The 22440-nt window shown below is 69.3% G+C and carries 25 protein-coding genes; 8 read left to right on the forward strand and 17 right to left on the reverse strand.

Features of this window, described 5'->3' with window-relative positions:
- Positions 1-5 precede the first annotated feature (5 nt).
- The 4 genes from J4E04_RS14235 to typA all read right to left on the reverse strand — a co-directional run bounded on the left by J4E04_RS14235 (position 6) and on the right by typA (position 4854).
- Entirely contained in the window at positions 6-158 is a 153-nt protein-coding gene (locus tag J4E04_RS14235; RefSeq protein WP_162246780.1) for a glycoside hydrolase family 6 protein, read from the reverse strand.
- 129 nt (positions 159-287) lie between these two features.
- The gene (gene mshB / locus J4E04_RS14240) at positions 288-1169 is read right to left on the reverse strand and encodes an N-acetyl-1-D-myo-inositol-2-amino-2-deoxy-alpha-D-glucopyranoside deacetylase (protein WP_490148846.1); all 882 of its coding nucleotides are present in this window, start codon (positions 1167-1169) and stop codon (positions 288-290) included.
- Positions 1166-2920 carry an ABC transporter family substrate-binding protein gene (locus tag J4E04_RS14245; RefSeq protein ID WP_490148847.1) on the reverse strand — a complete coding sequence of 585 codons (1755 nt, stop codon included), beginning with the start codon at positions 2918-2920 and terminating at the stop codon, positions 1166-1168. Before J4E04_RS14245 ends, mshB begins: the two co-directional genes overlap by 4 nt.
- Before the next feature lie 2 nt (positions 2921-2922).
- A complete protein-coding gene (gene typA, locus J4E04_RS14250) occupies positions 2923-4854 on the reverse strand; it encodes a translational GTPase TypA (RefSeq protein WP_037183854.1) in 1932 nt (643 codons plus the stop codon).
- A 178-nt stretch (positions 4855-5032) separates the two neighbouring features.
- Between typA and J4E04_RS14255 the strand changes: the two genes are divergently transcribed.
- Positions 5033-5203, forward strand: coding sequence for a hypothetical protein (locus J4E04_RS14255; protein ID WP_204866762.1), 171 nt, complete (start codon positions 5033-5035; stop codon positions 5201-5203).
- Here the strand turns inward: J4E04_RS14255 and J4E04_RS14260 are convergent, their stop codons facing one another.
- Positions 5204-5599: a (deoxy)nucleoside triphosphate pyrophosphohydrolase gene (locus tag J4E04_RS14260; protein WP_027503887.1), complete on the reverse strand. Its 396-nt coding sequence runs from the start codon at positions 5597-5599 to the stop codon at positions 5204-5206. It abuts the gene before it with no gap.
- Between the two features lie 6 nt (positions 5600-5605).
- Between J4E04_RS14260 and J4E04_RS14265 the strand changes: the two genes are divergently transcribed.
- Entirely contained in the window at positions 5606-5890 is a 285-nt protein-coding gene (locus J4E04_RS14265; RefSeq protein ID WP_490148848.1) for a 4a-hydroxytetrahydrobiopterin dehydratase, read from the forward strand.
- On the opposite strand, the gene J4E04_RS14270 is transcribed toward J4E04_RS14265, so the two are convergent.
- Complete coding sequence (locus J4E04_RS14270; protein WP_051612927.1) at positions 5838-7067, reverse strand: mannosyltransferase; 1230 nt, start codon at positions 7065-7067, stop codon at positions 5838-5840. The two genes, J4E04_RS14265 and J4E04_RS14270, sit on opposite strands and share 53 nt — an antisense overlap.
- Before the next feature lie 350 nt (positions 7068-7417).
- On the opposite strand from J4E04_RS14270, the gene J4E04_RS14275 reads away from it, so the two are divergent.
- Positions 7418-8185 (forward strand): Rv1157c family protein, encoded by a 768-nt coding sequence (locus J4E04_RS14275; protein WP_490148849.1) that lies wholly within the window; start codon positions 7418-7420, stop codon positions 8183-8185.
- A gap of 158 nt (positions 8186-8343) precedes the next feature.
- Here the strand turns inward: J4E04_RS14275 and J4E04_RS14280 are convergent, their stop codons facing one another.
- From J4E04_RS14280 to J4E04_RS14315, 8 genes are all read right to left on the reverse strand, one after another.
- The gene (locus J4E04_RS14280; protein WP_222627421.1) at positions 8344-9081 is read right to left on the reverse strand and encodes a DUF1906 domain-containing protein; all 738 of its coding nucleotides are present in this window, start codon (positions 9079-9081) and stop codon (positions 8344-8346) included.
- 140 nt (positions 9082-9221) lie between these two features.
- Complete coding sequence (locus J4E04_RS14285) at positions 9222-9995, reverse strand: site-2 protease family protein (protein WP_490148850.1); 774 nt, start codon at positions 9993-9995, stop codon at positions 9222-9224.
- 18 nt (positions 9996-10013) lie between these two features.
- Positions 10014-11348 (reverse strand): wax ester/triacylglycerol synthase domain-containing protein, encoded by a 1335-nt coding sequence (locus J4E04_RS14290; protein ID WP_490148851.1) that lies wholly within the window; start codon positions 11346-11348, stop codon positions 10014-10016.
- Position 11349: 1 nt separating this feature from the next.
- Positions 11350-11829 (reverse strand): SRPBCC family protein, encoded by a 480-nt coding sequence (locus J4E04_RS14295; RefSeq protein WP_490148852.1) that lies wholly within the window; start codon positions 11827-11829, stop codon positions 11350-11352.
- A 23-nt stretch (positions 11830-11852) separates the two neighbouring features.
- Entirely contained in the window at positions 11853-12218 is a 366-nt protein-coding gene (locus tag J4E04_RS14300; RefSeq protein WP_490148853.1) for a VOC family protein, read from the reverse strand.
- 9 nt (positions 12219-12227) lie between these two features.
- On the reverse strand, positions 12228-12842 hold the full coding sequence (locus J4E04_RS14305; RefSeq protein WP_285188406.1) for a class I SAM-dependent methyltransferase: 615 nt from the start codon (positions 12840-12842) through the stop codon (positions 12228-12230).
- A complete protein-coding gene (locus J4E04_RS14310; RefSeq protein ID WP_204866744.1) occupies positions 12839-13129 on the reverse strand; it encodes a hypothetical protein in 291 nt (96 codons plus the stop codon). Before J4E04_RS14310 ends, J4E04_RS14305 begins: the two co-directional genes overlap by 4 nt.
- Before the next feature lie 10 nt (positions 13130-13139).
- Positions 13140-14378: an acyl-CoA dehydrogenase family protein gene (locus tag J4E04_RS14315; RefSeq protein WP_490148854.1), complete on the reverse strand. Its 1239-nt coding sequence runs from the start codon at positions 14376-14378 to the stop codon at positions 13140-13142.
- A 108-nt stretch (positions 14379-14486) separates the two neighbouring features.
- Here J4E04_RS14315 and J4E04_RS14320 point away from each other — a divergent pair, with 108 nt between their 5' ends.
- Positions 14487-15653, forward strand: coding sequence for a lipase family protein (locus J4E04_RS14320; RefSeq protein WP_082544616.1), 1167 nt, complete (start codon positions 14487-14489; stop codon positions 15651-15653).
- On the opposite strand, the gene J4E04_RS14325 is transcribed toward J4E04_RS14320, so the two are convergent.
- Positions 15650-17560, reverse strand: a complete 1911-nt coding sequence (locus tag J4E04_RS14325; RefSeq protein WP_490148855.1) for an alpha-amylase family protein — start codon at positions 17558-17560, stop codon at positions 15650-15652. The genes J4E04_RS14320 and J4E04_RS14325 overlap by 4 nt on opposite strands.
- A gap of 73 nt (positions 17561-17633) precedes the next feature.
- On the opposite strand from J4E04_RS14325, the gene J4E04_RS14330 reads away from it, so the two are divergent.
- Both J4E04_RS14330 and J4E04_RS14335 read left to right on the forward strand, forming a co-directional pair.
- On the forward strand, positions 17634-17828 hold the full coding sequence (locus J4E04_RS14330) for an antitoxin (RefSeq protein ID WP_037183861.1): 195 nt from the start codon (positions 17634-17636) through the stop codon (positions 17826-17828).
- An 8-nt stretch (positions 17829-17836) separates the two neighbouring features.
- Positions 17837-18802, forward strand: coding sequence for an SDR family NAD(P)-dependent oxidoreductase (locus J4E04_RS14335; RefSeq protein ID WP_490148856.1), 966 nt, complete (start codon positions 17837-17839; stop codon positions 18800-18802).
- Positions 18803-18984: 182 nt separating this feature from the next.
- Here the strand turns inward: J4E04_RS14335 and J4E04_RS14340 are convergent, their stop codons facing one another.
- Positions 18985-19338 carry a VOC family protein gene (locus tag J4E04_RS14340; RefSeq protein ID WP_222638182.1) on the reverse strand — a complete coding sequence of 118 codons (354 nt, stop codon included), beginning with the start codon at positions 19336-19338 and terminating at the stop codon, positions 18985-18987.
- Positions 19339-19398: 60 nt separating this feature from the next.
- On the opposite strand from J4E04_RS14340, the gene J4E04_RS14345 reads away from it, so the two are divergent.
- A complete protein-coding gene (locus tag J4E04_RS14345; RefSeq protein ID WP_490148857.1) occupies positions 19399-20901 on the forward strand; it encodes a DUF222 domain-containing protein in 1503 nt (500 codons plus the stop codon).
- A gap of 7 nt (positions 20902-20908) precedes the next feature.
- On the opposite strand, the gene J4E04_RS14350 is transcribed toward J4E04_RS14345, so the two are convergent.
- A complete protein-coding gene (locus J4E04_RS14350; protein ID WP_490148858.1) occupies positions 20909-21343 on the reverse strand; it encodes a VOC family protein in 435 nt (144 codons plus the stop codon).
- 71 nt (positions 21344-21414) lie between these two features.
- Between J4E04_RS14350 and J4E04_RS14355 the strand changes: the two genes are divergently transcribed.
- Positions 21415-22434, forward strand: a complete 1020-nt coding sequence (locus tag J4E04_RS14355; RefSeq protein ID WP_222646067.1) for an LLM class flavin-dependent oxidoreductase — start codon at positions 21415-21417, stop codon at positions 22432-22434.
- The last annotated feature ends 6 nt before the right edge of the window (positions 22435-22440 follow it).

The following is a 22440-nucleotide window of genomic DNA, read 5'->3' on the forward strand; positions in this document are numbered from 1 at the left end:
GAACGTCAGCGAGGAGGGAACCCGATCGACGTGAGGTAGTTGCTCACGAACGTCGCGAAGCCGCCCACGGAGTTCAGGTAGATCTCGCGCTGCAGATCGGCTGTGGGTCGCAGGGAATCCACGAACGCCACGATGGCGTACTGAAGATCGAAATTCATGGGAAGAGCTCCTTCGAGTCGAACTCACCGGGTACGTCCGACCCCGTCCGGTGATGCCGCTCACAGCATAACCCGGCACCGAGCCCGGTTCGGACCCGCACACCGTCCCCGGGCAGACACTGGGGGCCGTCACACGATCCCCGCGAACAGGTCGGTCTCGCGCCCCGACGAGTCGACCGGTCCGAGATCGCCGCGGACGAGGATGTACTGCTCGTCCTCGAGGACTGGCTGCGCGATGTCGTTCGACAGGGCGTAGACCCGACCGGACTCCGCGACGGTGACCTGAGTTCGGTGCGCACACAACGCGAGTCGTTTGAGATCGAGCACCGGGCGGACGTCGACGGACGTGGTGATCGTGTCGTCGGGCACGCTCGGCAGCTCGCCCTCGACAGGCATGCGCCACTGCTGGGGGACGTCGCCGAGGTCGCTCAGGCCTGCGGTCAACTGATGCAGACCGGTGACCGTCCAGTACATCTTGTCCACCGACCAGGCCGGCCCCGTCTCGGCGAACCGGGCAGGGTCCTCCGCCGCCTCGACGGCCAGTCCAGCCAGCCGGTGCACCTGCATGTGGTCCGGGTGGCCGTAGCCGCCCTCGGGGTCGTAGGCCACGAGGACCTGCGGGCGAACGTCACGGATGACCTCGACCATCGCGCCGACGGCCTCGTCCGGGTCGGCGTTGACGAAGGCACGCGGGTGGCGTGCCGCGGGGGTTCCGGCCATGCCCGAGTCGCGCCAGTGCCCGGCACCGCCGAGAAACCGCGGCGGCCGGCATCCGAGCGCCTCGAGCGCCACGGTCAGCTCGTGGATGCGGTACCCGCCCAACTGATCCGCGCGATCCGCGACCAGTCCGGCCCACGTCTCCCCGATCACCTCACCCTCCTCGCCGAGCGAGCAGGTCAGGACCGTCACGTCCACGCCCGCCCGCACGGCGCGGGCGATGGTGCCGCCGGTGGTGATGGTCTCGTCGTCGGGGTGCGCATGGACGACCAGCATCCGGGGCCGCTCCGTCACGGCGTCACCCGCATCCAGTCGTCCGCGTCCCCGAAGACACCGAGTTCGACGGGCCCCGCGAGCGTCGCGCCGCTCACGCCGGGACCGACGGCGACGACGGAACTGTCCTGCGCGATGGGGAGCACGGTGTGCAGGTTCCACAGCTGCGGCTGCGCCGCGATGACGGCCTCGGTCGGGTTCACGTCGCCTCTCAGGCTCTGGTCCATCACCGGCTCGAGCGACGGATCGCAGACTCCGGACAGGTTGCTCGCCGCCACCGGGTCGGCGTCGGAATCGGGTGCCGTCGTCGTCGACGTCGCGAGATCGGTTGCTGCACATCCGTAGCGCGACGACCAGGCGGTGGCCACATCGGTACCCACGTGGCTCCACCCGACGACGGCGTCGACCGTGCCCTCGAGCAGCGCGGTGCCGTACAACTCCTCCGGATCGGTGGGAGCGACGCTGGCGTCGACGCCCGCGTCGCGGAGTTGATCGGCGGCCGTGTTGGCCACCGCGACCGCGACCGCGTCGTTCTCGGGAGCGCCGATCACGACGGTCAGCGCGCGCGTGGTACCCGGCACCGGCGTCGTCGTCGCGGTGGGTTGGCCCGAGGTGGGAGCCAGGGCCGGCGGCAGCGGCACCGGCACGAATCCCGCGTCGGCGAGCAGTTGCAGTGCCTCGTCCCGCGGGAGAGACTGCGGAGCCGTGGGGACGTAGCCGGGCTGGGACGGCGAGAGAACCTGCGCGCGAACGGTGTTCGCGGCCGTGCCGGTGCCCGACGCGACGGTGGACAGCAGGTCCACGTCCAGCAGACCCATGACGCCGCGGCGCACGTCGGCGTCCGCGAGCTCCGGCACCCGGCCGTTCAACGTCAGTTCGAGGGTCCGCGAACGGAACCGGGTGTCCGTACGGACGTTGGGGATGGCGCCCAGTTGCGCCAGTGTCGCCGAACCGCCACGCACCTCGGCGATCTGGGCGTCACCGGAGCGCATCGAGTCGGCGAGCTGGGCGTCGCTGCCCCCGCGTCGGAGGAGGATCTGATCGGGCGTGGAGGGTGACCCCCAGTAGCGGTCGTTGCGCTCGAGCAGGATCTCGTCGCGGCCACGATCGATCGACTCGATGCGGAAGTGTCCGCCGGAGACGGACACGTTGTCGCGCAGTCCGCGCTCGAAGCCGCCCAGCGAGTCCTTGAGCAGATGGGAGGGCAACAGATTCTCGAACAGCTCGCGCCACGCAGGGTACGGCGTCGCCATCGTGACGGTGACGGTCTTGCCGCCGTCCGAGGACGCGATGTCGTCGATCGCCTCGTAGCCTGCGGGATCCACCACGCCGGGCGCGTCGATCATCTGTTGCCACAGGTAGCGGAAGTCCTCGGCCGCGATGGGCGCACCGTCCGACCACTGCGACTCGTTGCGCAGCCGGTAGGTGATGGTGAACGGGGCCTGTGACGTCACCTCGGCCGACAGCACCAGCGACGCGTCGGGCAGCCACTCGACTCCTGTCCCCACCGACGCGGGGCGGAAGGGGCTGGGGAACACCAGTGTGGACACCGCGGTGTTCGCGGGCGACTGGTCGGCCAACAGGTGCGGGTTGAATCCCGTACCGACGTCGTCGATGGCCACCACGACCGGATTGCCCGTGGCCGCCGGCGCTGCGGGAGGCGTCGTCGTGGCCGTCTCGGTGCTCTGGATCGGCGGCGGTGGATCGGCCGTGCACGCGGACAGCGCGAGCAGGGCAGCGGCCAGCGCCGCACCCACCCGCGCCACCGACATGATTACAGAGCAGCCTTGTCACGCGACTTGCTGCGCGAACGCTCGCGCGCACGCTCGTTGGAGTCGAGGTGCACCTTGCGCACGCGGACGACCTCCGGCGTGACCTCGACGCACTCGTCGCCGGCACAGAACTCCATCGCCATCTCGAGGTCGAGCTTCTTCGGCTTGGCGAGGGTCTCCATCACGTCGGCGGAGGACTGACGCATGTTGGTCAGCTTCTTCTCGCGGGTGACGTTGATGTCGAGGTCCTCCTGGCGGGGGTTGATGCCCACGACCATGCCCTCGTAGGTGTCCGCACCGGGCTCGACGAAGAACGTGCCGCGGTCGGCCAGCTGGATCATGGCGAACGGGGTGACGCTGCCCTGACGGTCCGAGACGAGCGAGCCGGTGTGGCGCGCGCGGATCTCGCCGGCCCACGGTGCGTAACCGTGGAAGACGGCGTTGGCGATGCCGGTGCCGCGCGTGTCGGTGAGGAAGTCCGTGCGGAAGCCGATGAGACCGCGCGAGGGGACGATGAACTCCATACGAACCCAGCCTGCGCCGTGGTTCGTCATCTGGACCATCTTTCCCTTACGGGCGGCGAGCAGCTGCGTGACGCCGCCGAGGTACTCCTCGGGAGTGTCGATGGTGAGCTCCTCGAAGGGCTCGTGCAGCTTGCCGTCGACCTGGCGGGTGACCACCTGCGGCTTGCCGACGGTGAGCTCGAAGCCTTCGCGGCGCATCTGCTCGACGAGGATGGCGAGCGCGAGCTCGCCACGACCCTGGACCTCCCACGCATCGGGGCGACCGATGTCGAGGACCTTGAGCGAGACGTTGCCGATGAGCTCCTGGTCCAGACGCGACTTGACCATGCGGGCGGTCAGCTTGTGGCCGCTCACGCGTCCCACCAGGGGGCTCGTGTTGGTACCGATGGTCACCGAGATGGCCGGCTGATCGACGGTGATGCGCGGCAGGGCGACCGGGTTCTCGAGGTCGGCCAGCGTGTCACCGATCATGATGTCCGGGAAGCCGGCGACGGCGACGATGTCACCGGCGACGCCCTTCTGACCGGGAACGCGCTCGACACCGATGGTGGTGAGCAACTCGGTGATCTTGGCCTTCTGGACGACGGGCTCGCCGTCGACCTCGCGCATCCAGCTCACGGTCTGGCCCTTGTTGAGCTCACCGTTGTGGATGCGGACCAGGGCGAGACGGCCCAGGAAGGCGGAGGCGTCGAGGTTGGTGACGTGAGCCTGCAGCGGCGCCTCGACGTTGCCCTTCGGTGCCGGGATGTAGCTGAGCAGGATCTCGAACAGCTCGTCGAGGTTCTCCGCGTCGGGAGCGTGTCCGTTCTCCGGCTGCTTCGTCGACGCCTTGCCCTCACGGCCGGAGGCGTACAGGACGGGGAGGTCGAGGGCCAGCTCGGCAGCTTCGGAGGCTTCGTCGTCGAGGTCCGACGCCAGGTCGAGGAGCAGGTCGTGGCTCTCGGAGACGACCTCCTCGATGCGCGCGTCGGGACGGTCGGTCTTGTTGACCACGAGAATGACGGGCAGCGACGCGGCGAGCGCCTTGCGGAGCACGAAGCGCGTCTGCGGCAGCGGGCCCTCGGAGGCGTCGACGAGCAGCACGACACCGTCGACCATGGACAGGCCGCGCTCGACCTCGCCACCGAAGTCGGCGTGGCCGGGGGTGTCGATCACGTTGATGACGGTGGTGCTGCCGTCGGCGTTGCGCTTGTGCACGGCCGTGTTCTTGGCCAGGATCGTGATGCCCTTCTCCTTCTCCAGGTCACCCGAGTCCATCACGCGGTCGATGGCCTCGGCGCGTTCCTCGAAGGCACCGGACTGGCGCAGCATCGCGTCGACGAGCGTGGTCTTGCCGTGGTCGACGTGCGCGACGATGGCGACGTTGCGGAAGGTGGTGGGTACGGTCTGACTGGCGGTGGGGCTGGTCACGCGTGAAATCTCCTGGGTCGAATGCGGGGTGAAGAGCGAGCGGCTTCCTCTCCCAGAGAGCGCGCTGCGTCGCCGACGAGAAGCGCGACCGGATCAGTTTACTCGGTCGGCTCGGGTGACGGCGGTCACGCAGGCCGGGACGGTCGGCACGGGCTCCACCTCAGGTTACCCTCACCCGATGTCCTCGGCATCGAAGGTCGCTCGCGGCAAGGCCAAGAAGAAGTGCTGCCGCAGCAAGACTCGCTGTCTGACGTGTCCGGTGGTGATCATGCGGATGAAGAAACTGGAACAAGCAGGTGTCACGGGCAAGGACCTGAAGAAGGGTCTGAAGAAAGCCCGCGCGGCCTGACTACAGCAGCGCCGCGAGATCCGGCAGCCACGCGGCGTCCGCCGGCACCAGATCGACTCCGTGCAGATCCGCCGCGTCGACCCAGCGGAGGGCTTCGTGCTCGAGCGCCGTCGCCGTCCCGGAGAACCGTGTGACCGCGTAGGCGCGCAGTGTCAGCGACGCCGAGAGTGCGACGTCGACACCGACGGGCTCGCCGACGGTCACCTCGATACCCAGTTCCTCGCGCAGTTCCCGGACCAGTGCGTCTTCGGGGGTCTCGCCGGGGTCGACCTTGCCGCCGGGCAGTTCCCAGAGTCCCGCCAGTTCCGGTGGGAAGGCGCGACGCGCGAGCAGCAGGCGCCCGTTCTCGACGAGGGCGCCCGCGACCACCAGCGCGGGCTCGGGAACTGGCACCATCGCAGTATGGCCGACTTGCTGAACGACACGGAGATCGACGACGCACTCACCCGCCTGACCGACTGGCAGCACGACGAGAACACCCTGGTCCGCACCGTCGAGTCGGCGAGCTTCCTCGAGGCGATCGACCTCGTCCGGCGCGTCGCGGAGGAGGCAGAATCGGCGGACCATCATCCGGACATCGACATCCGATGGCGGTCGGTGACCTACCGGCTGTCGACGCACTCCGCGGGTGGACTCACCGGGAAGGACGTCCTGCTCGCGGCCGCGATCGACCGCCTGGCGAGGTGACGCGGCGGCCCACCACCGCGATCCAGACGAACAGTGCCAGGGTGCCGACGGCGTAGACCGATCCCGCCAGAGCGAGTGGCCACGGGCGCGAGATGTCCCAGATGGACGGTTGTTCGAAGCTGAGGATCCACGGCACGCCGATCAGGGTGACCACGAGCCAGTACCCCGCGAGCACGCGCGCTCCCGGCGCACCCGACAACGGACCGTGCATCAGCCAGATCGACATGGGCACCACCCAGACCCAGTGGTGGGACCAGGAGATCGGCGAGATCATCAGGCCCACGAACGAGACGACGACGAGCGTCCCCAGGCGATCGTCGCGTGCCAGCGTCCGCCAGGCCAGGAATGCCGCGGCCAGCACCACGGCCGCCGCGACCAGCCACACCGGCCCCTGGCCGACGTCCTGCCCGGCCACGCGTGACAGCGCTCCGCGCAGGGACTGGTTCCACACCGAGCCGACGGGACCGATCCGGTCCGCGTCGCCCAGCAGGGTGGTGAAGTACGTCGTCGCGGCGGACCCCACGAGCAGGAAGCTGATCGCGACCGTCGCCGCGAACGCGACGGCGGAGAACGCGGCGGCCGCCCACCGACGCTGCGCCAGGAAGTAGAGGCCGGTGATGGCGGGGGTGAGCTTGACGCCTGCCGCGACGCCGACCAGGGCACCCGACAGCCACCAGCGGGCGCTGCGGGCCGCGAGCATCGCCAGCAGAACCAGGAACACGTTGACCTGGCCGTAGTCCAGGGTGGTGCGCATCGACTCGGTCCACAGGCCCACCGTCGTCCAGAGCAACGCCGCCCGGTGTCCGGACCAGAGGCCCGACCCGACCATGCCCTGTGCGAGCCGGACCACCGCGTACAGCGCGGCGATCGTGGCGATCATCCAGGCAGCGCCCACCACCGGGAACGGCAGGAAATGCAGCGGATAGAACACGAGCGCGGCGAACGGTGGGTACGTGAAGGGCAGGGGGAAGTCGGGAGTCTCCTCCGAGTAGGTGAAGTCGTAGAGGTCGCCGCTGAACAGGCGGGCCGAACCGTCGACGTACACGTGGAGATCGACCCAGTTGCTGCCGTTGGGGGTGGCGACGGTCCACACCACACGCAGGATCAGCGAGATCACGAACAGGGCCGGTGCTGCTGCCAGCAACGTGCGCCCGGCCGATCGCCGTACTTCACTCACGAGTGCTCTTCCGATCGACGGGGGTCGAAGCCAGAGCGCAGCCTATCCGCACCGTGCGACGTGACTCTTCTGCACCACGGGGCCGCCGCGTTGTCACGCGACACGGCTCACAGCAGTAACGATCACATCACTGTTCACTCTGGCAACACCAGACACTCTATTAACAGACTACCGTTCGAATCGGAGCGAGCGACACGGGTCGATCGACCGGTGAGCTGCTGTACAACCGTCACTCCGTGTACATAGAGTGACCCCGCGCCCGACTGCCTCGCACGGCGGTGACGGGCAGATAGTGCATCGTGGGTCGCCTCGGAACGGTTCGAGGCGGCCGGAGGAGAAACGGGGACATCATGCGGGACATCGGGACAACGGGAACGCGCGTCGCAGCGCGACGTGTTCTGAGCGGAGTGGCCGTCGCCGCCGCCTGCGCCTTCGTCGCACCCGCTGCGGCGGGCGCAGCACCCGCCCCAGTCCTGCCGCTGCCCGCCGAGGTTTCGGTGATGCCGGGCTACGAGGCACTGGCCGCCCTGGCCCCCACCCTGCTCGACGCCGCGGAGCGCGACGCAGCGTCGCCGCAGAGCGATCTGTTGGTGCGCGCGAAGGCGCTGCTGGCCACGGCCCCGCTGTCGGACCAGGCGAAGCGCATCCTCACCAGCATCATCACGTTCCTCGACGGCAGCGGTGGTGGCGGCCCCGAGATCCCCCAGAACGGCCCGGTCATCTCGCAGTTCTTCTACCCCACCGTCGGCAAGGGCTGCATCTCGGCCACGGCCGACTCCGTCGCGAGCGCGCTCGCGGTACCCGGCCCGGCACAGTTGCCGCCGCCCGGACCCGCAGCCGGTCAGGCCGGCTTCGTCTTCACGGCACTCGGCACCGCACCGCTCGCCGACGTGCAGGCAGCGCCGCTGACGGCGAACTGGGTCAACGTCGACACGGGTCGCACCGGAGCGACCGTGCTCACGGGTGCCGCGGGGATCAACCCCGACGGCCCGGCCACGCTCTCCGCACTCGCGGACACCGGGACCGGTCGCGTCCTGGCCGCCGTCTCCGGGTCGATCAGCACCGAGGCCGGCATCACGTGCAGCTTCCTGCCGACCATCGGTGCCTTCGTCGTCTGACGATCGGGACGAGAACGGTGTTCAGGAACCGAACGCGGTCGAGATCTGGGTGTAGATCGCTCCGGCGATCGCGTACAGGTAGTCGATGAGCTCCATGGTGGTGCCTCTCCGTAGGTGTGACTGCTGTGACAGGTGTGTCGTGCGAGGTCGCCGCCGCGTTACGCGGACAGGCTCCACTGCCCGTAGTCCTCGCGCAGCACGGTGTTGACGTCCACACCCACTCCGTCGATCGCTCGCTTGTCGATCTCGATCTGATGCAGGTGGGCAGCCGGGTTCACGTAGCCCTTCGGCGTCCCCCAGTTGTGCTGCCAGTACCAGGCACCGAGTCCCGCTGCCGCCGCGAGGTCGATGGTCGGCGAGTTGGCGTACACGCCCGTGTTCTCGGCCCCGACCACCGACTGCCAGCCGAGCAGGTACGGCGCGATCATCGCGGCGAACTCGACCGCGGTCGGGTTGTCGTCGATCGACGCGTAGATGGGCCGGTCCGCCGGTCCGCCTGCCTCCGTGTGCAATTCGAGGCCGCGCGTCGCGTGCTTCACGCCGGCGGCGAATCCGCCACGCCAGTCGGCCGTCGCCCCCTTGCCGAACTGGTAGCACGACACCACCTGGAGACCGGCCGCGGTGAGCTCGTCCGCCTCGGCGGCGGTCATCGGCTTGCCCGTCATCCAGGCGGCACCGGGTCGACGGTCCGAGACGTAGCGGATGGCGCCCAGATGGCCGGCGGCGGCGATGGCGGAGGCAGACGGCACTCCCCCGGCGTAGTCGACGATCGTGCCCAACGCTGCGGGTGCTGCGGGCGCGGCAGAGGCGACGCCACGAGCGGCGACACCGGTGACCCCGACCGCGACGGAACCGGCGGCGGCATAGCGGAACAATTGACGACGCGACACGTGCACTGGGGTCTACCTCTCGATTCGCCCGGCGCGCCTTCCTCGACATGACGGCCCGGGCTGGTAACTTCTCACGATTTCCGGCGCTATTGCACCACAGACCTCAGGGACCCCGCTAGTCCCGTGAGTCCCCTCGTCCCCAGCGATCAGTACCACTGCGTCCAGAACCGCGTGAGCACGCCGCCGCTCTGGGCCCACCCCGCGGGGACGCCGGACAGCTCGTACAGGGAGTACACCGCGTCGAAGAAGACGCGGTTGACCTGCGGCACGAACAACAGGGCCACCACGATGAGAACCCCGTAGGGCCCGATCTGCGCGAACGACCGCCGCGCCCCGGTCGACAGATACGGCTCGATCGCGCCGAACCCGTCCAGGCCGGGCATCGGGATCAGGTTGAGGACCACCGCGACCACCTGAAGGAACGCCAGGAAACTCGTGCCGAACCAGAATGCCGCGTGCTCGCTGCCCGGTGCCCACACCGCGACGATCGTCAGAAGGATCACCGCGAGAACGAGATTGGCGAACGGGCCGGCCAGGGACACCGTCGTCCGCTGCCGCCTGGTCATACCGCTGGTGTTCAGCCACACGGCGCCGCCCGGCAGACCGATCCCGCCCAGCGCGACGAAGATCAGCGGCAGCACGATCGACAGACCGGGCACCGTGTACTTCAGGGGGTTCAGCGTGAGATAGCCGCGCGCGGCGGTGTCGTGATCACCGAAGCGCCAGGCCGTCACCGCGTGGGCGAACTCGTGGAGACACAGGGACACCACCCATCCACCGATGACGAGGACGAAGACACCGGCGTACGACAGGACGTCGCCCGGCCTGGTCGAGTTCCAGGCCAGAACACCGCCGATCACGGCGACGGCGACGACCGCGAGGAAGACGGGGCTGGGTCGTACCGACGTGGACAGTGCCATGTCAGCAGCGTAGGCGGGTCACCTGAGCGCTTCCCGCACTCGATAGACGGCCTCCCGCAGGCAGTCGGTGTACGCGTCGGCGTCCATGACGTCGTCGCTCGTCACGATCGAGAGGGTCACCACGTCGCCGATGCCGTGCACTCCGTGCGTGACGCCGACCGTCGGCGAGAGGGCCGGGAACCCGGCGCTCAGCACGACGGGCCGACCGCTCAGCGTGAGGTCGGCGACGCCTCGGTTCACACTGGAGACCACCGTGTGACCCGCCACCGTCGTCGGCGCCACCGACAGGTCGGCGCGGTCGACGTCGCGCCGGACGATCACCGCGGGAACGGTCTCCGTCGCACGATCGCCGACCCCGAATGCGGGGTGTTCCAGCCGTCTTCGCCGATCTCGCAGGGAGTCGTCGATCGCCCGTGCCCGAGCGCGGAGATCCTGCACGGACGGGTGCAGATCCACCCCCGCGTTGTGAAAAGCGTTGGCAGCAGCGGTGGTTCGACTATCCCCCGGTATGGCGATCATGACCTCGGCCCCGAGGTCGTCCGGAACCGGCTCGCCCAGGGACGCGAGATGCCGACTCATCGCGTCCGACACCACGACGAGCGCGGCCACGGTGACACTGACGGTGTCGGTGCGGAGGTCCGACGCCGGGCACACCACGCACCGGATGCGGGTGGTTCCGCCTGCCGGGCGGGACAGCAGCGTCGGCGCTCGGGGAAGCGGCGGGCCGGGGATGACGCCGGCCGCCGTGTCGGCCGTGCGCCGACGATCGGCCACCACCGCCTCACGTGCCCGACGCACCATGCCGATCACCCGTGCGGGAAGCTCGACGGCACCACGCGCGACCGCGAGGGGCGCCGGCACCACCACCGTGCGCACCGCCGCTGACGGCTCGTCCGACAGCAACGCGCGAGCCAGCGCCGACACCCGCCCGCCGTCCCCGAGTGCGTGCGCGATCTGCAGGACGAGCACCGTCGCCGACCCCGTCGTGCCGGGCACCCCGTGGACGCACGGGTACAGATGCACGCGCCACGGCTCGCGGCGCGGCTCGACCTGATCCCCGAAGGTCTCCGCCACCCGGTCGAGGCAGTCCTGCCACGTCCCGCCGGCGTGGACGCGGACCCGGTCGCGGGTCACCCCCGTGGGCACCCAGTAGGGGTAGTCGGCCGTCCACCGCGTCTCGCGAAGACGGACCGACAGCCCGTCCACCACACGCGCCCGACGCACGAGTGCCGTGGCGACGGCGTCCGGGTCGTCGAGCACACCGTCGAACGCGTAGAGCAGGAACTGGTCGCTCGGCAGGCGCCGCGACAGCCAGTACATGCGGGCGTCGGTGGCCGTGAGCCGACCGGTCACGTCAACGGTCCTGCTGCTCCGCCTGCAACTTCAGCGCGGCGAGTCCCTTCTCGAAGTCCCTGCCGATGAACCTGTCCATCGGCACGATCCTGCCGACGAGACGCGCGACGAGGTTCTGCTGTCCCGTCATTCGCCACGTCACCTCGGTGCCGCTTCCTGCCGGCGACAGCAGGAACGTGGTCACGTTCGTGGCCTTGAACGGTTTCGTGAACAGCAGATCGAGCACGACACGATCGTCCGTCGAATCCACGATGGTCATCGACCCGGCACCGGCCTTGCGATTACCCGACCAGGCGTAGGACGCCCCGACCCCGGACTCCGAGCCGCTGTAGGTGCGGGACAGATCGGGGTCGCTGCCCTCCCACGGCGACCAGGACGTCCACCGGTGCAGATCGTCGAGGAAACCGTGCACGGTCGACGCCGGAGCGTCGACGAGGACGGAACGTTCGATCACGAACTCGTGGACCCTGTCGGTGGTCATGGGGTGATGGTAGGGCGCAGCAGTCAGTCGCGCCTGCACAGGCAGAAGAGGTGACCGACGGGATCCTGCAACACGCGGAAACCCGGGTGTTCGCCGTCGTCGTCCAGCACGCGGGCACCCTGCTCCACAGCGAAGGCCTGCGCCGCCTCCATGTCGTCGACCACGAGATCGAGGTGGATGCGGATGCCCTCCCGGGGCCAGTACAGCGGGACGAAGTCGGGCGCCTTCTGGAAGGCCAGACGCGAGCCGCCGGTGCCCTCGATCACGATCCAGTCGGGATCGTCCTGCACCACCTTCCACCCCAGCAGAGCGGTGTAGAAACGCCCGAGCGCCACCGGATCGGGACAGTCGAGAACCGTGTAGTCCATGTCGATCGTGGGTCGTGTCATGTCCGAATTCTAGCCAGGCGTGCCGATGCCCGAGAGACTTCCCGCTTGTCGGTACCCGGTCAGGACAACCCATTCCGCACCCTCGCGCCACGGTGCCACCGACCAGGTGGAGAAGCGCTGCACGGCCGTGAAGCCGGCCTCCCGGACGTCTCGTTCGGCCCGGTCGGCGGTGTACTCGCGGTCCGTCGCGAACCCCAGGATCACCACCCCGCCCGGGACCACCGCGTCGTGCCAGCGCCGGAGCACCGTCGACTCGGTGCCCGGGGCGAGGAAGACCATGACGTTGCCGGCAGCCACGATCGCGTCGAACGACTGCGGCTCCAGATCCATGGTCGCCAGGTCGCCCTCCACCACCGTGATGCCGTGCTGTCGACGCGCCTCCTCGACCAGGACCGAGTCGAGATCCACGGCGGTCACCGTGTGTCCGCGCCGCGCGAGTTCCGCGCCCAGTCGTCCGGTTCCGCATCCTGCGTCGAGGACACGCGCGGCCCGGGGCAGCACGGCGTCGACGAAGCGGGCCTCCCCGTGCATGTCCGCGCCCGACGCCTCCAGTTCCCGGAAGCGCGCGACGTAGGCGTGCGAGTCCTCGGCGCTGCGCTCGGCCGACCACCGGGTAGCGGTCACCGGTCGAGGTAGAAGCGCGCGGTCTCGGTCGCCACGTCGGACACCGCGGACGCCAGCCCGGGCTCGAGATCCAGGGCATCGGCGAGTTCGCCGCCGCGCAGCCCCTGCGAGCGCAGCAGGTCCCAGGCCTTCTCCACCAGACGTACCGACGTCGCGTGATCGAGTTCCGGCCGGTTCGAGCGCAGGGCCGTCGCCGCCCAGTCCGCGTCGAACGTGCCGTTGGGCGGACCGAACACCCGCTCCCCCGTGGAGTAGGGCTTCGGGTCGGTGCCACCGGCGTGTGTCATGCCCGTGACGCTATCCCCTGCCGGTAGCGGGCGCCGCGACGCTCGTCTTGTTCCCCGCCGACCAGGCGTAGGGCAGGTCATCGCCGTTGAGCACGTGAGCACCCACCGAGCGCAATTTGTAGAGCACCGGGTTGTGCACGGAGATGGTGCGCGCGTTGCGCCAGTGCCGATCGAGGGCGAGGGTCTCCGACACGATCGATGCTCCGCCGACCTCGAACAACTGCGTCGTCGCGTCCAGCACGAGGTCGACGACCACGGCCTGGGCGTGCGACGTGCTCAGCTCGGCCCGGTCGAGCGATGCGTCGTCGCCCACCTCGACGGCGCTCTCGACGTCCGCGGCCGCCGACAGGACCAGGGCGCGGGAGGACCAGGCGGCAGCTTCGAGCCGCCCGATGAGCTGCTGCACCACCGGATCGTGTCGCGGCAGGTCGGCGGCGGCGTGGGTGTAGCTGCGGGTGCGGGCGCGGACCCACGCGGTGACGTCGTCGGCGGCGCGGCGCGCGATGCCGGCCAGGACCGCGAGCTGGACAAGCTGCAGGTACGACGTCGCGTACGTGCGTCCGGGTGCGCCGTACCCCGGTCCGAGCAGGCGCGACTCGTCGACGGCGACGTCGGTGAACGTGGTGGTGCCGCTGACGGTGAGCCGCTGCCCGAAGCCGTCCCAGTCGTCACGCTGCACGACGCCGGGAGCGTCCGCGTCGACGAGCACGGACACCCGCTCGCCGTCGAGGTCGGCAGCGACCAGGATGTGGTCGGAGTAGAGACTGCCGGTGCTGTAGAACTTCTCGCCGTTCAGACGCAGACCGTCCGGGCCGCGCGTGACCGTCGTGCGGTAGTGGTCCACCGCCCCGACACCCGGCTCGGTGATCGCGTTACCGACGAGTGTGCCGTCGGCGATCGCCCGCAGCCACGCGTCGCGATCGCGTCCCGGTTCTGCCGCCACCTGGTCCTCGACGAAGCTCCAGTGCACGCGCAGCGCCTGCGGCAGATTCGACTCGGCGGCCGCGAGATCGACCAGCAGCGAGAACAACTGCGTCACCGAGGCGCCGGAGCCACCGTGCTCGACCGGCACGCGCAGTGCGCCGAAGCCGGCCTCGCGCAGCAGCGCGATCTCGTCGTGGGCGAGCCGTCTGTCCTTCTCGCGGGCCACCGCGCCCTCGGCGATGCGGTCGAAGACGGGCTGGAAGCGGGCGCGGAGGGCCTCGTCGGTCGCCGGGCCGTCGGTCACTCGGTCGTGTGTCGTCGTCACGGGAGACGAGACTGCTCGTCGGCGCCGTCGGCCGACACCGTTGGACTCGAGGAGATTCTTGCCACGCCCGCTGCCCGAGGCAGTACGGTGACCCGAACGGGGGGAACCATGGCGCTGTCGCGCAGCATGAATCGACTGATCGCGGGGCGGATCACACCAGAGATGGCGGCGGATCCGCACGCCGCCATCCTGCCGACCCCCATCGCCGACGACTCCTTCTTCGACACGCCTGATCACGACCTGTCACCGGGTGTCCTCGTGCGCCACCGCGATGCGACGGGATGGTTCCCGCGACCACGAACCCGCCTGCGCCAGTTCATGGTCGGCTCCACCGACGCTCTCGGTCGTTCGGTGCCCGTCACCGCCACGCTGATGGAACCGAGGAGGCCGTGGCGCGGGTCGGGTACCCGGCCCGTGGTCGTGCACAACGTCGCGATCGACTCGCTCGGCACCCGGTCGACACCGTCGTATCGCATCGTCCACGGCGTCGGCCAGGACTTCCCCACGGTGGTTCCGCTCTGGCTTCAGCGCGGGTACGCGGTGCTGATCCCGGACCATCAGGGACCGCGTATGGCCTACGCCGAGGGGACCATGGCAGGGCACGCCGTGCTCGACAGCATCCGCGGACTCGTCGCGCTCGACCCGTCCTACGCGACGAGCCCGACCGCCCTCTACGGCTACAGCGGCGGTGCCATCGCGACGGCCTGGGCCGCGCAACTGCACCCCTCCTACGCCCCCGAGCTCGTCCTGCGCGGCGCCGTGGCCGGAGGATCACCGGTCGACGTCGGCTTGCTGCGCGGGACCATGAACGGCACTCTCGGAGCCGGCCTCTTCGGGGCGGCGATCATCGGCATGGCTCGCGAACACCCAGCCCTGGTCGAGCAGTTCAGCCCCACCGGCATCGTTCTCGCGTCGATGATCAAGGACCTGTCCGTCGTCCCGCTGGCCTTGTCCGGGCTGGCGCGGTTGCGACTGGAACGGCTGTCCGTGGACCCGGGCGTGTTCGAGTCCGCCACCGCGCGCGCCGTCATCGAGGCGAACACTCCGGGGGCGGACGCGCCCGTCGTACCCGTGGCGTTCTATCACGGTGCTGCGGTGCCCCGGTTCGCCGATCGGTGGATCCCCGAGCAGGGCGTCCTGAACCTGGTCGACGCGTGGCGCGGACGCGGCGCGGACGTGGAGTACCGGCCCGTGTTCGGCGACCACTTCGTGGGCGCGCTGTCCGGTCTGCCGTTCGCGATGCGGTGGATCGACGCGAGGTTCCGGGACGGCTAGCCGTCCACCACCCACCAGGCGGCGTACGGCGGGAGCCAGACGGTGTCGTCGTCGACCGACCCGACGCCCGTCAGCACCTCCCGCGGAGCGACGATTCCCGAGCGGCCGAGGACGGACACCGCCACCGGGCGGTGTGTGTTGCTCACGTTGAACAGGGCGACGAGTGTGCCGCTCGGGTGCCGACGGCGGACACCCAGCACTCCGTCGTCCAGATCGCCCAGAACGTCGACCGGCGCCTCGGCATGCAGCATGGGCAGATCCGACCGCACGCGGGCGATGTGCGCGATGCCGTCGAACACCCGCTGCGCGTCGGAGCCCTGCTCGTGGCGTCGCGCCCTGTCGGCGTCGGTCACGCGCGGTCGGTGCACCCACCGGTTGTCGTCCTCGTGGCCGGGTTCCGCCGCCCAGTCGGGATCACCCGGCGAGCCGATCTCGTCCCCGCTCCACACCACGGGGATCCCGCCCCAGACCGCGACGAGGGCGTGGGCGAGGAACAGCCGGGCGAACGCGCCGTCCGGATCCCGTCGCTCCGCACCGAGGCCCGAGAGCGCCGCCGCCGTCCCGCTGATCCGACGGTCGCCGGTGTCCGGATTGTGTTGGAACACCAGACCTTCCGCCCACGACTGCGGGAACTCTCCGGAATACCAGTCGGCGAGGAAGTGTCGGTGGCCGGCGCCGGACAGACCCATCGCGGCCGCGTCGCCGTCGTCGATCGCCCATCCGATGTCGTCGTGGCACCGCACGTACGTCACCCACGTCCCGCCCGGCGGAGTCGGTGGCAGTGTCGACAGGGCGTGGCGCGCCAGCTCGGTGCTGCCCGAGGCCAGCATCGACCACACCTGGACCATGAGGCTGTTGTGGTAAGCGATGTCGGACACCCGACCGGTGTGCGATCCGGTTCCCAAGTAGGGCAACAGATCTCGTGGTCCGACGATCGCCTCGGCCTTGAACAACAGCGCAGGCGAGGCCATGCGCGCCGTCGCCCGCAGGATCTGCGTGATCGCGTGCACCTCGGGCTGATTCTGACAGTTGGTTCCCAGCCGCTTCCACAGGAAGGCGATGGCGTCGAGACGGACCACCTCGATGCCCAGGTTCGCGAGAGCGGCGACGATGTCGACGAACTCGACCAGCACCGCGGGATTGGCCCAGTTCAGATCCCACTGCCACTCGTTGAAGGTCGTCCAGACCCAGCCGTCGACGCCGTCCTCCCACGTGAAGTTCCCCGGTGCGAAGTCGGGGAACACCTCGGGCAGCGTGCGCTCGTAGGCGTCGGGCGTCGACCTGTCGGGATGGATGTGGAAGTAGTCGCGGTGGACTGCGTCGCCCTGTTGCGCCAGTTCCGCCCACTCATGTTCGCGAGCAACGTGATTGAGGACCAGGTCGATCACGGGACTGATCCCGCGCTCGCGCAGGGTGGTGGCGAGCGCCCGCAGATCGTCGACCGTCCCGAGGTCCTCCCGCACCGTGCGGTAATCCATGACCGCGTACCCGCCGTCGTTGTCGCCCGGACGCGGCGTGAGCAGCGGCATCAGGTGCAGGTAGGTGACACCGAGATCCGTCAGGTGGTCCAGCCGATCCGCCAGACCGGACAGAGTGTCACCGAAACGGTCGACGTAACAGGCGTACCCGAACATGGTGGGCTGCTGGAACCAGTCGGGCTCCAGCAGACGCCGCTCGTCGAGCCGGTGCAGCTCGTCGGGCCGGTCCGCGAACGCGTGTGCCGCGCGCTCGACGAGGGTGCGCGCCACCGCATCGGGCTCCGCGTACAGGGCGGTGACGGCCTCGTGGAGATCGGGCCACCAGCGCTCGACACGGAGAGTGAAGGTGTCCCGCCGGTGCGGCGGGAGCGGGGCGAGTGCCGCACCGATGATGTCGTGGATCGCGTCGGGTACGGCGGTGCGCGGCATGGTCGGGATTCTTCCACGCCCGGTAGTGGGTAGCCTCGAACTGCAGCTCACACGATCAACGAGAGGACGACCGATGGTGAACTTCGGCGAGATCAAGCGCAAGCTCGACCAGAACGAGGAGAAGGTCGAACAGGCACTGGACAAAGCGGGCGACGCGGCCAAGAAGAAGTTCGCCGGGCACGACTCCCAGATCGACGGCGCGCTGGACAAGGCCAAGGACGCCATCGGCGAGAAGAACAGCGACCGCACCGACGGTCCTCCCGCCTAGTGGTCGCGGTGGGGAACTTTCTGACAGGAGTGCTGGACGAGGCGCTCGACCGGACGGTCGTGCCCGGCTACTCCCGTATCGGGTCGGCCGTCCGTCGTCGATTCTGGGCGGCCGATCCGGTCCCGTTCCTCGCCCCCATCGACGTGATCGTCACCGGCGGCAGCTCGGGTCTCGGCGCAGCTGCCGCCCGACAACTGGCCGTCCTCGGTGCGCGGGTGCACCTGGTCGGGCGTTCGGCGCGTCGGCTCGACGCCTCCGCGACCGAGATCCGCCACACCGTGCCCGGCGCCGAGCTCGTCGCGCACGAGTGCGACATGAGCGACCTCGATGCCGTGGCTGCGCTGGTCACCACACTGACCGCTCAGCTGACGTCGATCCACGCGGTGGTGCACTGCGCCGGCGTCATGCCGCCCGAGCGCACCGAGACGGCACAGAAGCACGAGATCGCCTTTGCGACCCACGTGCTCGGGCCCGTCGCGCTCACGGTCGGGCTACGCGAGCTGTTCGACGCGGGGTCCCGCGTGGTGTTTGTCTCCAGCGGCGGCATGTATCCGGTGCCGCTGCAGACCACCGACGTCGAGTTCGCTCACGGCGACTACTCGGGCCTCACCGCCTACGCCCGCACCAAGCGCATGCAGGTGGTGATCACCGAGCAACTGGCGGAGCGCCTCACCGGGCCCGACGATCCCGTCGTGCACAGCATGCACCCGGGGTGGGCGGCCACACCCGGTGTCACGGACTCCATTCCGATGTTCGGCTCGGTGATGAAACCCATCCTCCGCACCGCCGACGACGGAGCCGACACCATCGTGTGGCTCGCGGCCGCCGATCAGCCACTCGCATCCACGGGGATGTTCTGGCACGACAGACGACCGCGCCCCACGCACTACCCGTCCTGGCGGCGGGACTCGCCGGAGGCACGGGACGCACTGTGGGGCGCGGTCGTGGAGGCCACGGGTATCGACCTCGGCTGACGTCTCCGTCAGAGGAGATCGGTCAGGTTCGACACGATCGAGGACCAGACCCACGGTTGATTCCAGATCCAGAGCGAAAGCATGGCGGTAGTCCTCACTGCAGGGAACATCTGTCCCCGACAGTCAAGACGCGTCGTTGCAGGCGTGCACCTCGGACGGCGGATGTCGGTGACGAGTCACTGTCACGCTCGGTGCATCACGACATTCACGACGTTTCCGTCAGGAGCGCGCACGAGGAATCGTCGGACTCCCCACTCCTCCGTGGTGAGCGGATGCACGATCTCGTGACCGCGACGGACGGCCTCCTCGTACGCCGCATCGACGTCGTCGACGTGAACCGACATCGCCGACTCCACCGGACTCGTCGCATCTCGCGTCACCAGTTGTACGTGCGCACCGGTCTCCGGTGACGTGAAGCGGGCGACCCAACCGAGATCGAACTCCTCGACCGCGAGTCCCAGGAAATCGGTGTAGAACGACTTCGCCTCGGCGATGTCCTCGACCGGCAGGTTGGTGGTGATGCGCTCGACTCGCATGGTGCGCATTCTGCCCCTCTCGGCCTGTTCGTGTCGGTGCCCGCTGCTACCTTCGCACACATGTTCGAACAGGGGTGGGCGACGCGCGATCCGGAGGCCATGGGCCTACCCGGACACCTCGCCGATGTCACGGTCGACGGCGTCCTCGGCGCACTCACCCACGCCACCGCCGGCGCCGCATACCTCGAATGGACCCGCTACCGGGCCGCGGCGGAACTGCACACCCGACTGGTCGCACCACTGGACACCGCCGACCGCCGCCGCTTCGACGCGACCACCCACTGCGCCGCTCGCATCGCCGCAGTCCTGTCGATCACCCAGGGCGCAGGCGAGGGCATACTCACCCGTGCCGTGGCCCTGCGAGATCGTCTGCCCGACGTTGCCGCCTGCCTCCGCGACGGCCTCGTGACCCCGAAGTACATCCACACCATCATCGCCCGCACCGACCTCGTCGACGGCACCGACCATGCCCACCTGGTCGATGCCGAGATCGCGGCGGCACTACGGCGACGCGGCTCCTGGTCAGTGGCCCGGATGCGCGACATGGTCGACCGCATCGTCTACCGCCACGACCCCGACGCCGTCCGCGAGCGTCGCACTCGCGCGAAGGACGACCGCGGCTTCTGGATCGACCCCGCACCCGACGGCATGGCTTATCAGTGCGCCACCATGCCCGCCGAGAACGCCGTCCTCGTCGCCGCTGCCGTCAACGACCTCGCCGGACGCGTCTGCCCGAAAGACCCGCGCAGCGCCGGCGCCCGACGCAGCGACGCCCTCTTCGCCCTCGCCACGCGCACCCCCTTCGAATGCCAGTGTGACCGTGACAACTGCGACGCTCCCGGCTGGACCGGCGAGGACGGTCTCCTGACCACCGTCATCGTGCACGTCGTCGCCGACGCCGCCACCGTGAACGGGGACACCGCCTCCGCGCAGCAGGGCAACCCGGGTTTCCTCGCGGGCCACGGCGTCATCTCCGCCGACCACGTCGCCGACCTCGCTGCGCGCCCCGACGCGGTTTTGAGGCCGGTCGCCGCCACCAACCCCGCCTCGCAACCCGCGGATCCCTACCGCCCGTCCAGTGCCCTCGACACGTTCGTGCGCATCCGCGATCAGTACTGCACCTGGCCCGGCTGCAGCAACGCCGTCTGGACCGGCGACCTCGACCACATCACCGAGTACGACCACGACGATCCCGCGGCCGGTGGACAGACGACCGACGTCAACCTCGGCGCCAAGTGCCGCTTTCACCACAACCTGAAGACGTTCGGCGACTTCGTCGACGACCAGTACCTCGACGGAGACACCGGACGAGTCGTCTCCACCATCGCCACACCCGAGGGACGCGTAATTCCGGGCCCGGCGCACAACGGGTACGACCTGTACCCCGGACTCGCCGACATCACCTTCGAACAGCCGGCGCAGGCCCCACCGGATGCCCCGCGCACATCACCGACCAGGCGAAGAACCCGCCTGGCGGACAAGCATGCGCGGCGGCGGTCCGAACGCTCCCGAAACCGACGTAGACGAGAGTTCGCCGACAACGACGACCCACCACCGTTCTGACGGAACGTCAGTCCAGGCAGAATTCGTTGCCCTCGACGTCCTGCATCACCATGCAGGACTCTTCTCCGTCGCCCGCGGGCAGGAGCCGCACTCGCGTGGCTCCGAGGTCGACGAGGCGTGCGCATTCCGCTTCCAGAGCCCCGAGGCGCTCGTCACCGACCATGCCGATGCCCACACGGACGTCGAGGTGGACGCGGTTCTTGACGGTCTTCGCCTCGGGTACGCGTTGGAAGTACAGCCGTGGGCCCACCCCGTTCGGGTCCACGCATGCGAAGGCCGACCCCTGTTTCTCGGCGGGGAGCGAACGGTCGAACTCCGCCCAGTCGGCGAAGCCCGCGGGCGCCGGCGGCACCACGTATCCGAGAACCTCGCACCAGAATCGGGCGACTCGCTCGGGGTCCGCGCAATCGAAGGTGACCTGCACCTGTCTCACCTGAGCCATGGATCCACGCTAGGCGACAGTGGCGGCCGTCGGAAGGGAAATATTCGGGCGCCGTCAGCGTTCTCCGGTGCATGAAGAACATCGGGTTCCTGTCGTTCGGGCACTGGTCACCGTCGCCGCACTCGCAGACGCGCTCCGCATCGGACGTGTTGCTGCAGTCGATCGACCTCGCGGTCGCCGCAGAGGAACTCGGTGCAGACGGCGCGTACTTCCGCGTTCACCACTTCGCGAACCAGCTCGCGTCGCCGTTCCCTCTGCTCGCGGCCGTCGGTGCCAAGACCAGTCGCATCGAGATCGGCACCGGCGTCATCGACATGCGCTACGAGAACCCGTTCTACATGGCCGAGGACGCCGGGTCCGCCGACCTGATCTCCGGCGGGCGGCTGCAGCTCGGAGTGAGCCGGGGATCGCCCGAGCAGGTCATCGACGGCTTCCGCTACTTCGGCTACGCCCCGGCCGAGGGCACCGACAGCGGAGACATGGCCCGTGAGCACACGCGCATCTTCCTGGACCTGTTGGAGGGCAAGGGCTTCGCGGAGCCGAACCCCTCCCCCATGTTTCCCAACCCGCCCGGCCTGTTGCGCCTCGAGCCGCACTCCGACGGGTTGCGTGAGCGCATCTGGTGGGGTGCAGGTACTCGTGCGACCGCCGAGTGGACGGCGCAGCAGGGCATGAACCTCATGAGCTCGACTCTGCTCAGCGAAGACACCGGCGTGCCGTTCCACGAACTGCAGGCCGAACAGATCGAGCGCTTCCGCAAGACGTGGTCCGACGTCGGCCACTCGTTCGAACCGCGAGTATCCGTGAGCCGCAGCATCTTCCCGATCGTCGACGACGTGGATCGTGCGTACTTCGGCCGTGAGGGCGGCAGCGGCGATCAGGTCGGCTACATCGACGGCGGCATCGCTCGTTTCGGCAAGACCTACGCCGGCTCACCCGACAAGCTCATCGCGGAGCTGGCGAAGGACGAAGCCGTCGCCGCGGCCGACACACTGCTCCTGACCGTGCCCAACCAGCTCGGCGTCGAGTACTGCGCACACCTCATCGAGTCGGTGCTGACGCACGTGGCACCTGAGCTGGGCTGGCGCTGAGCCGCA

This window comes from Rhodococcus sp. NFXS4, assembly GCF_058139645.1.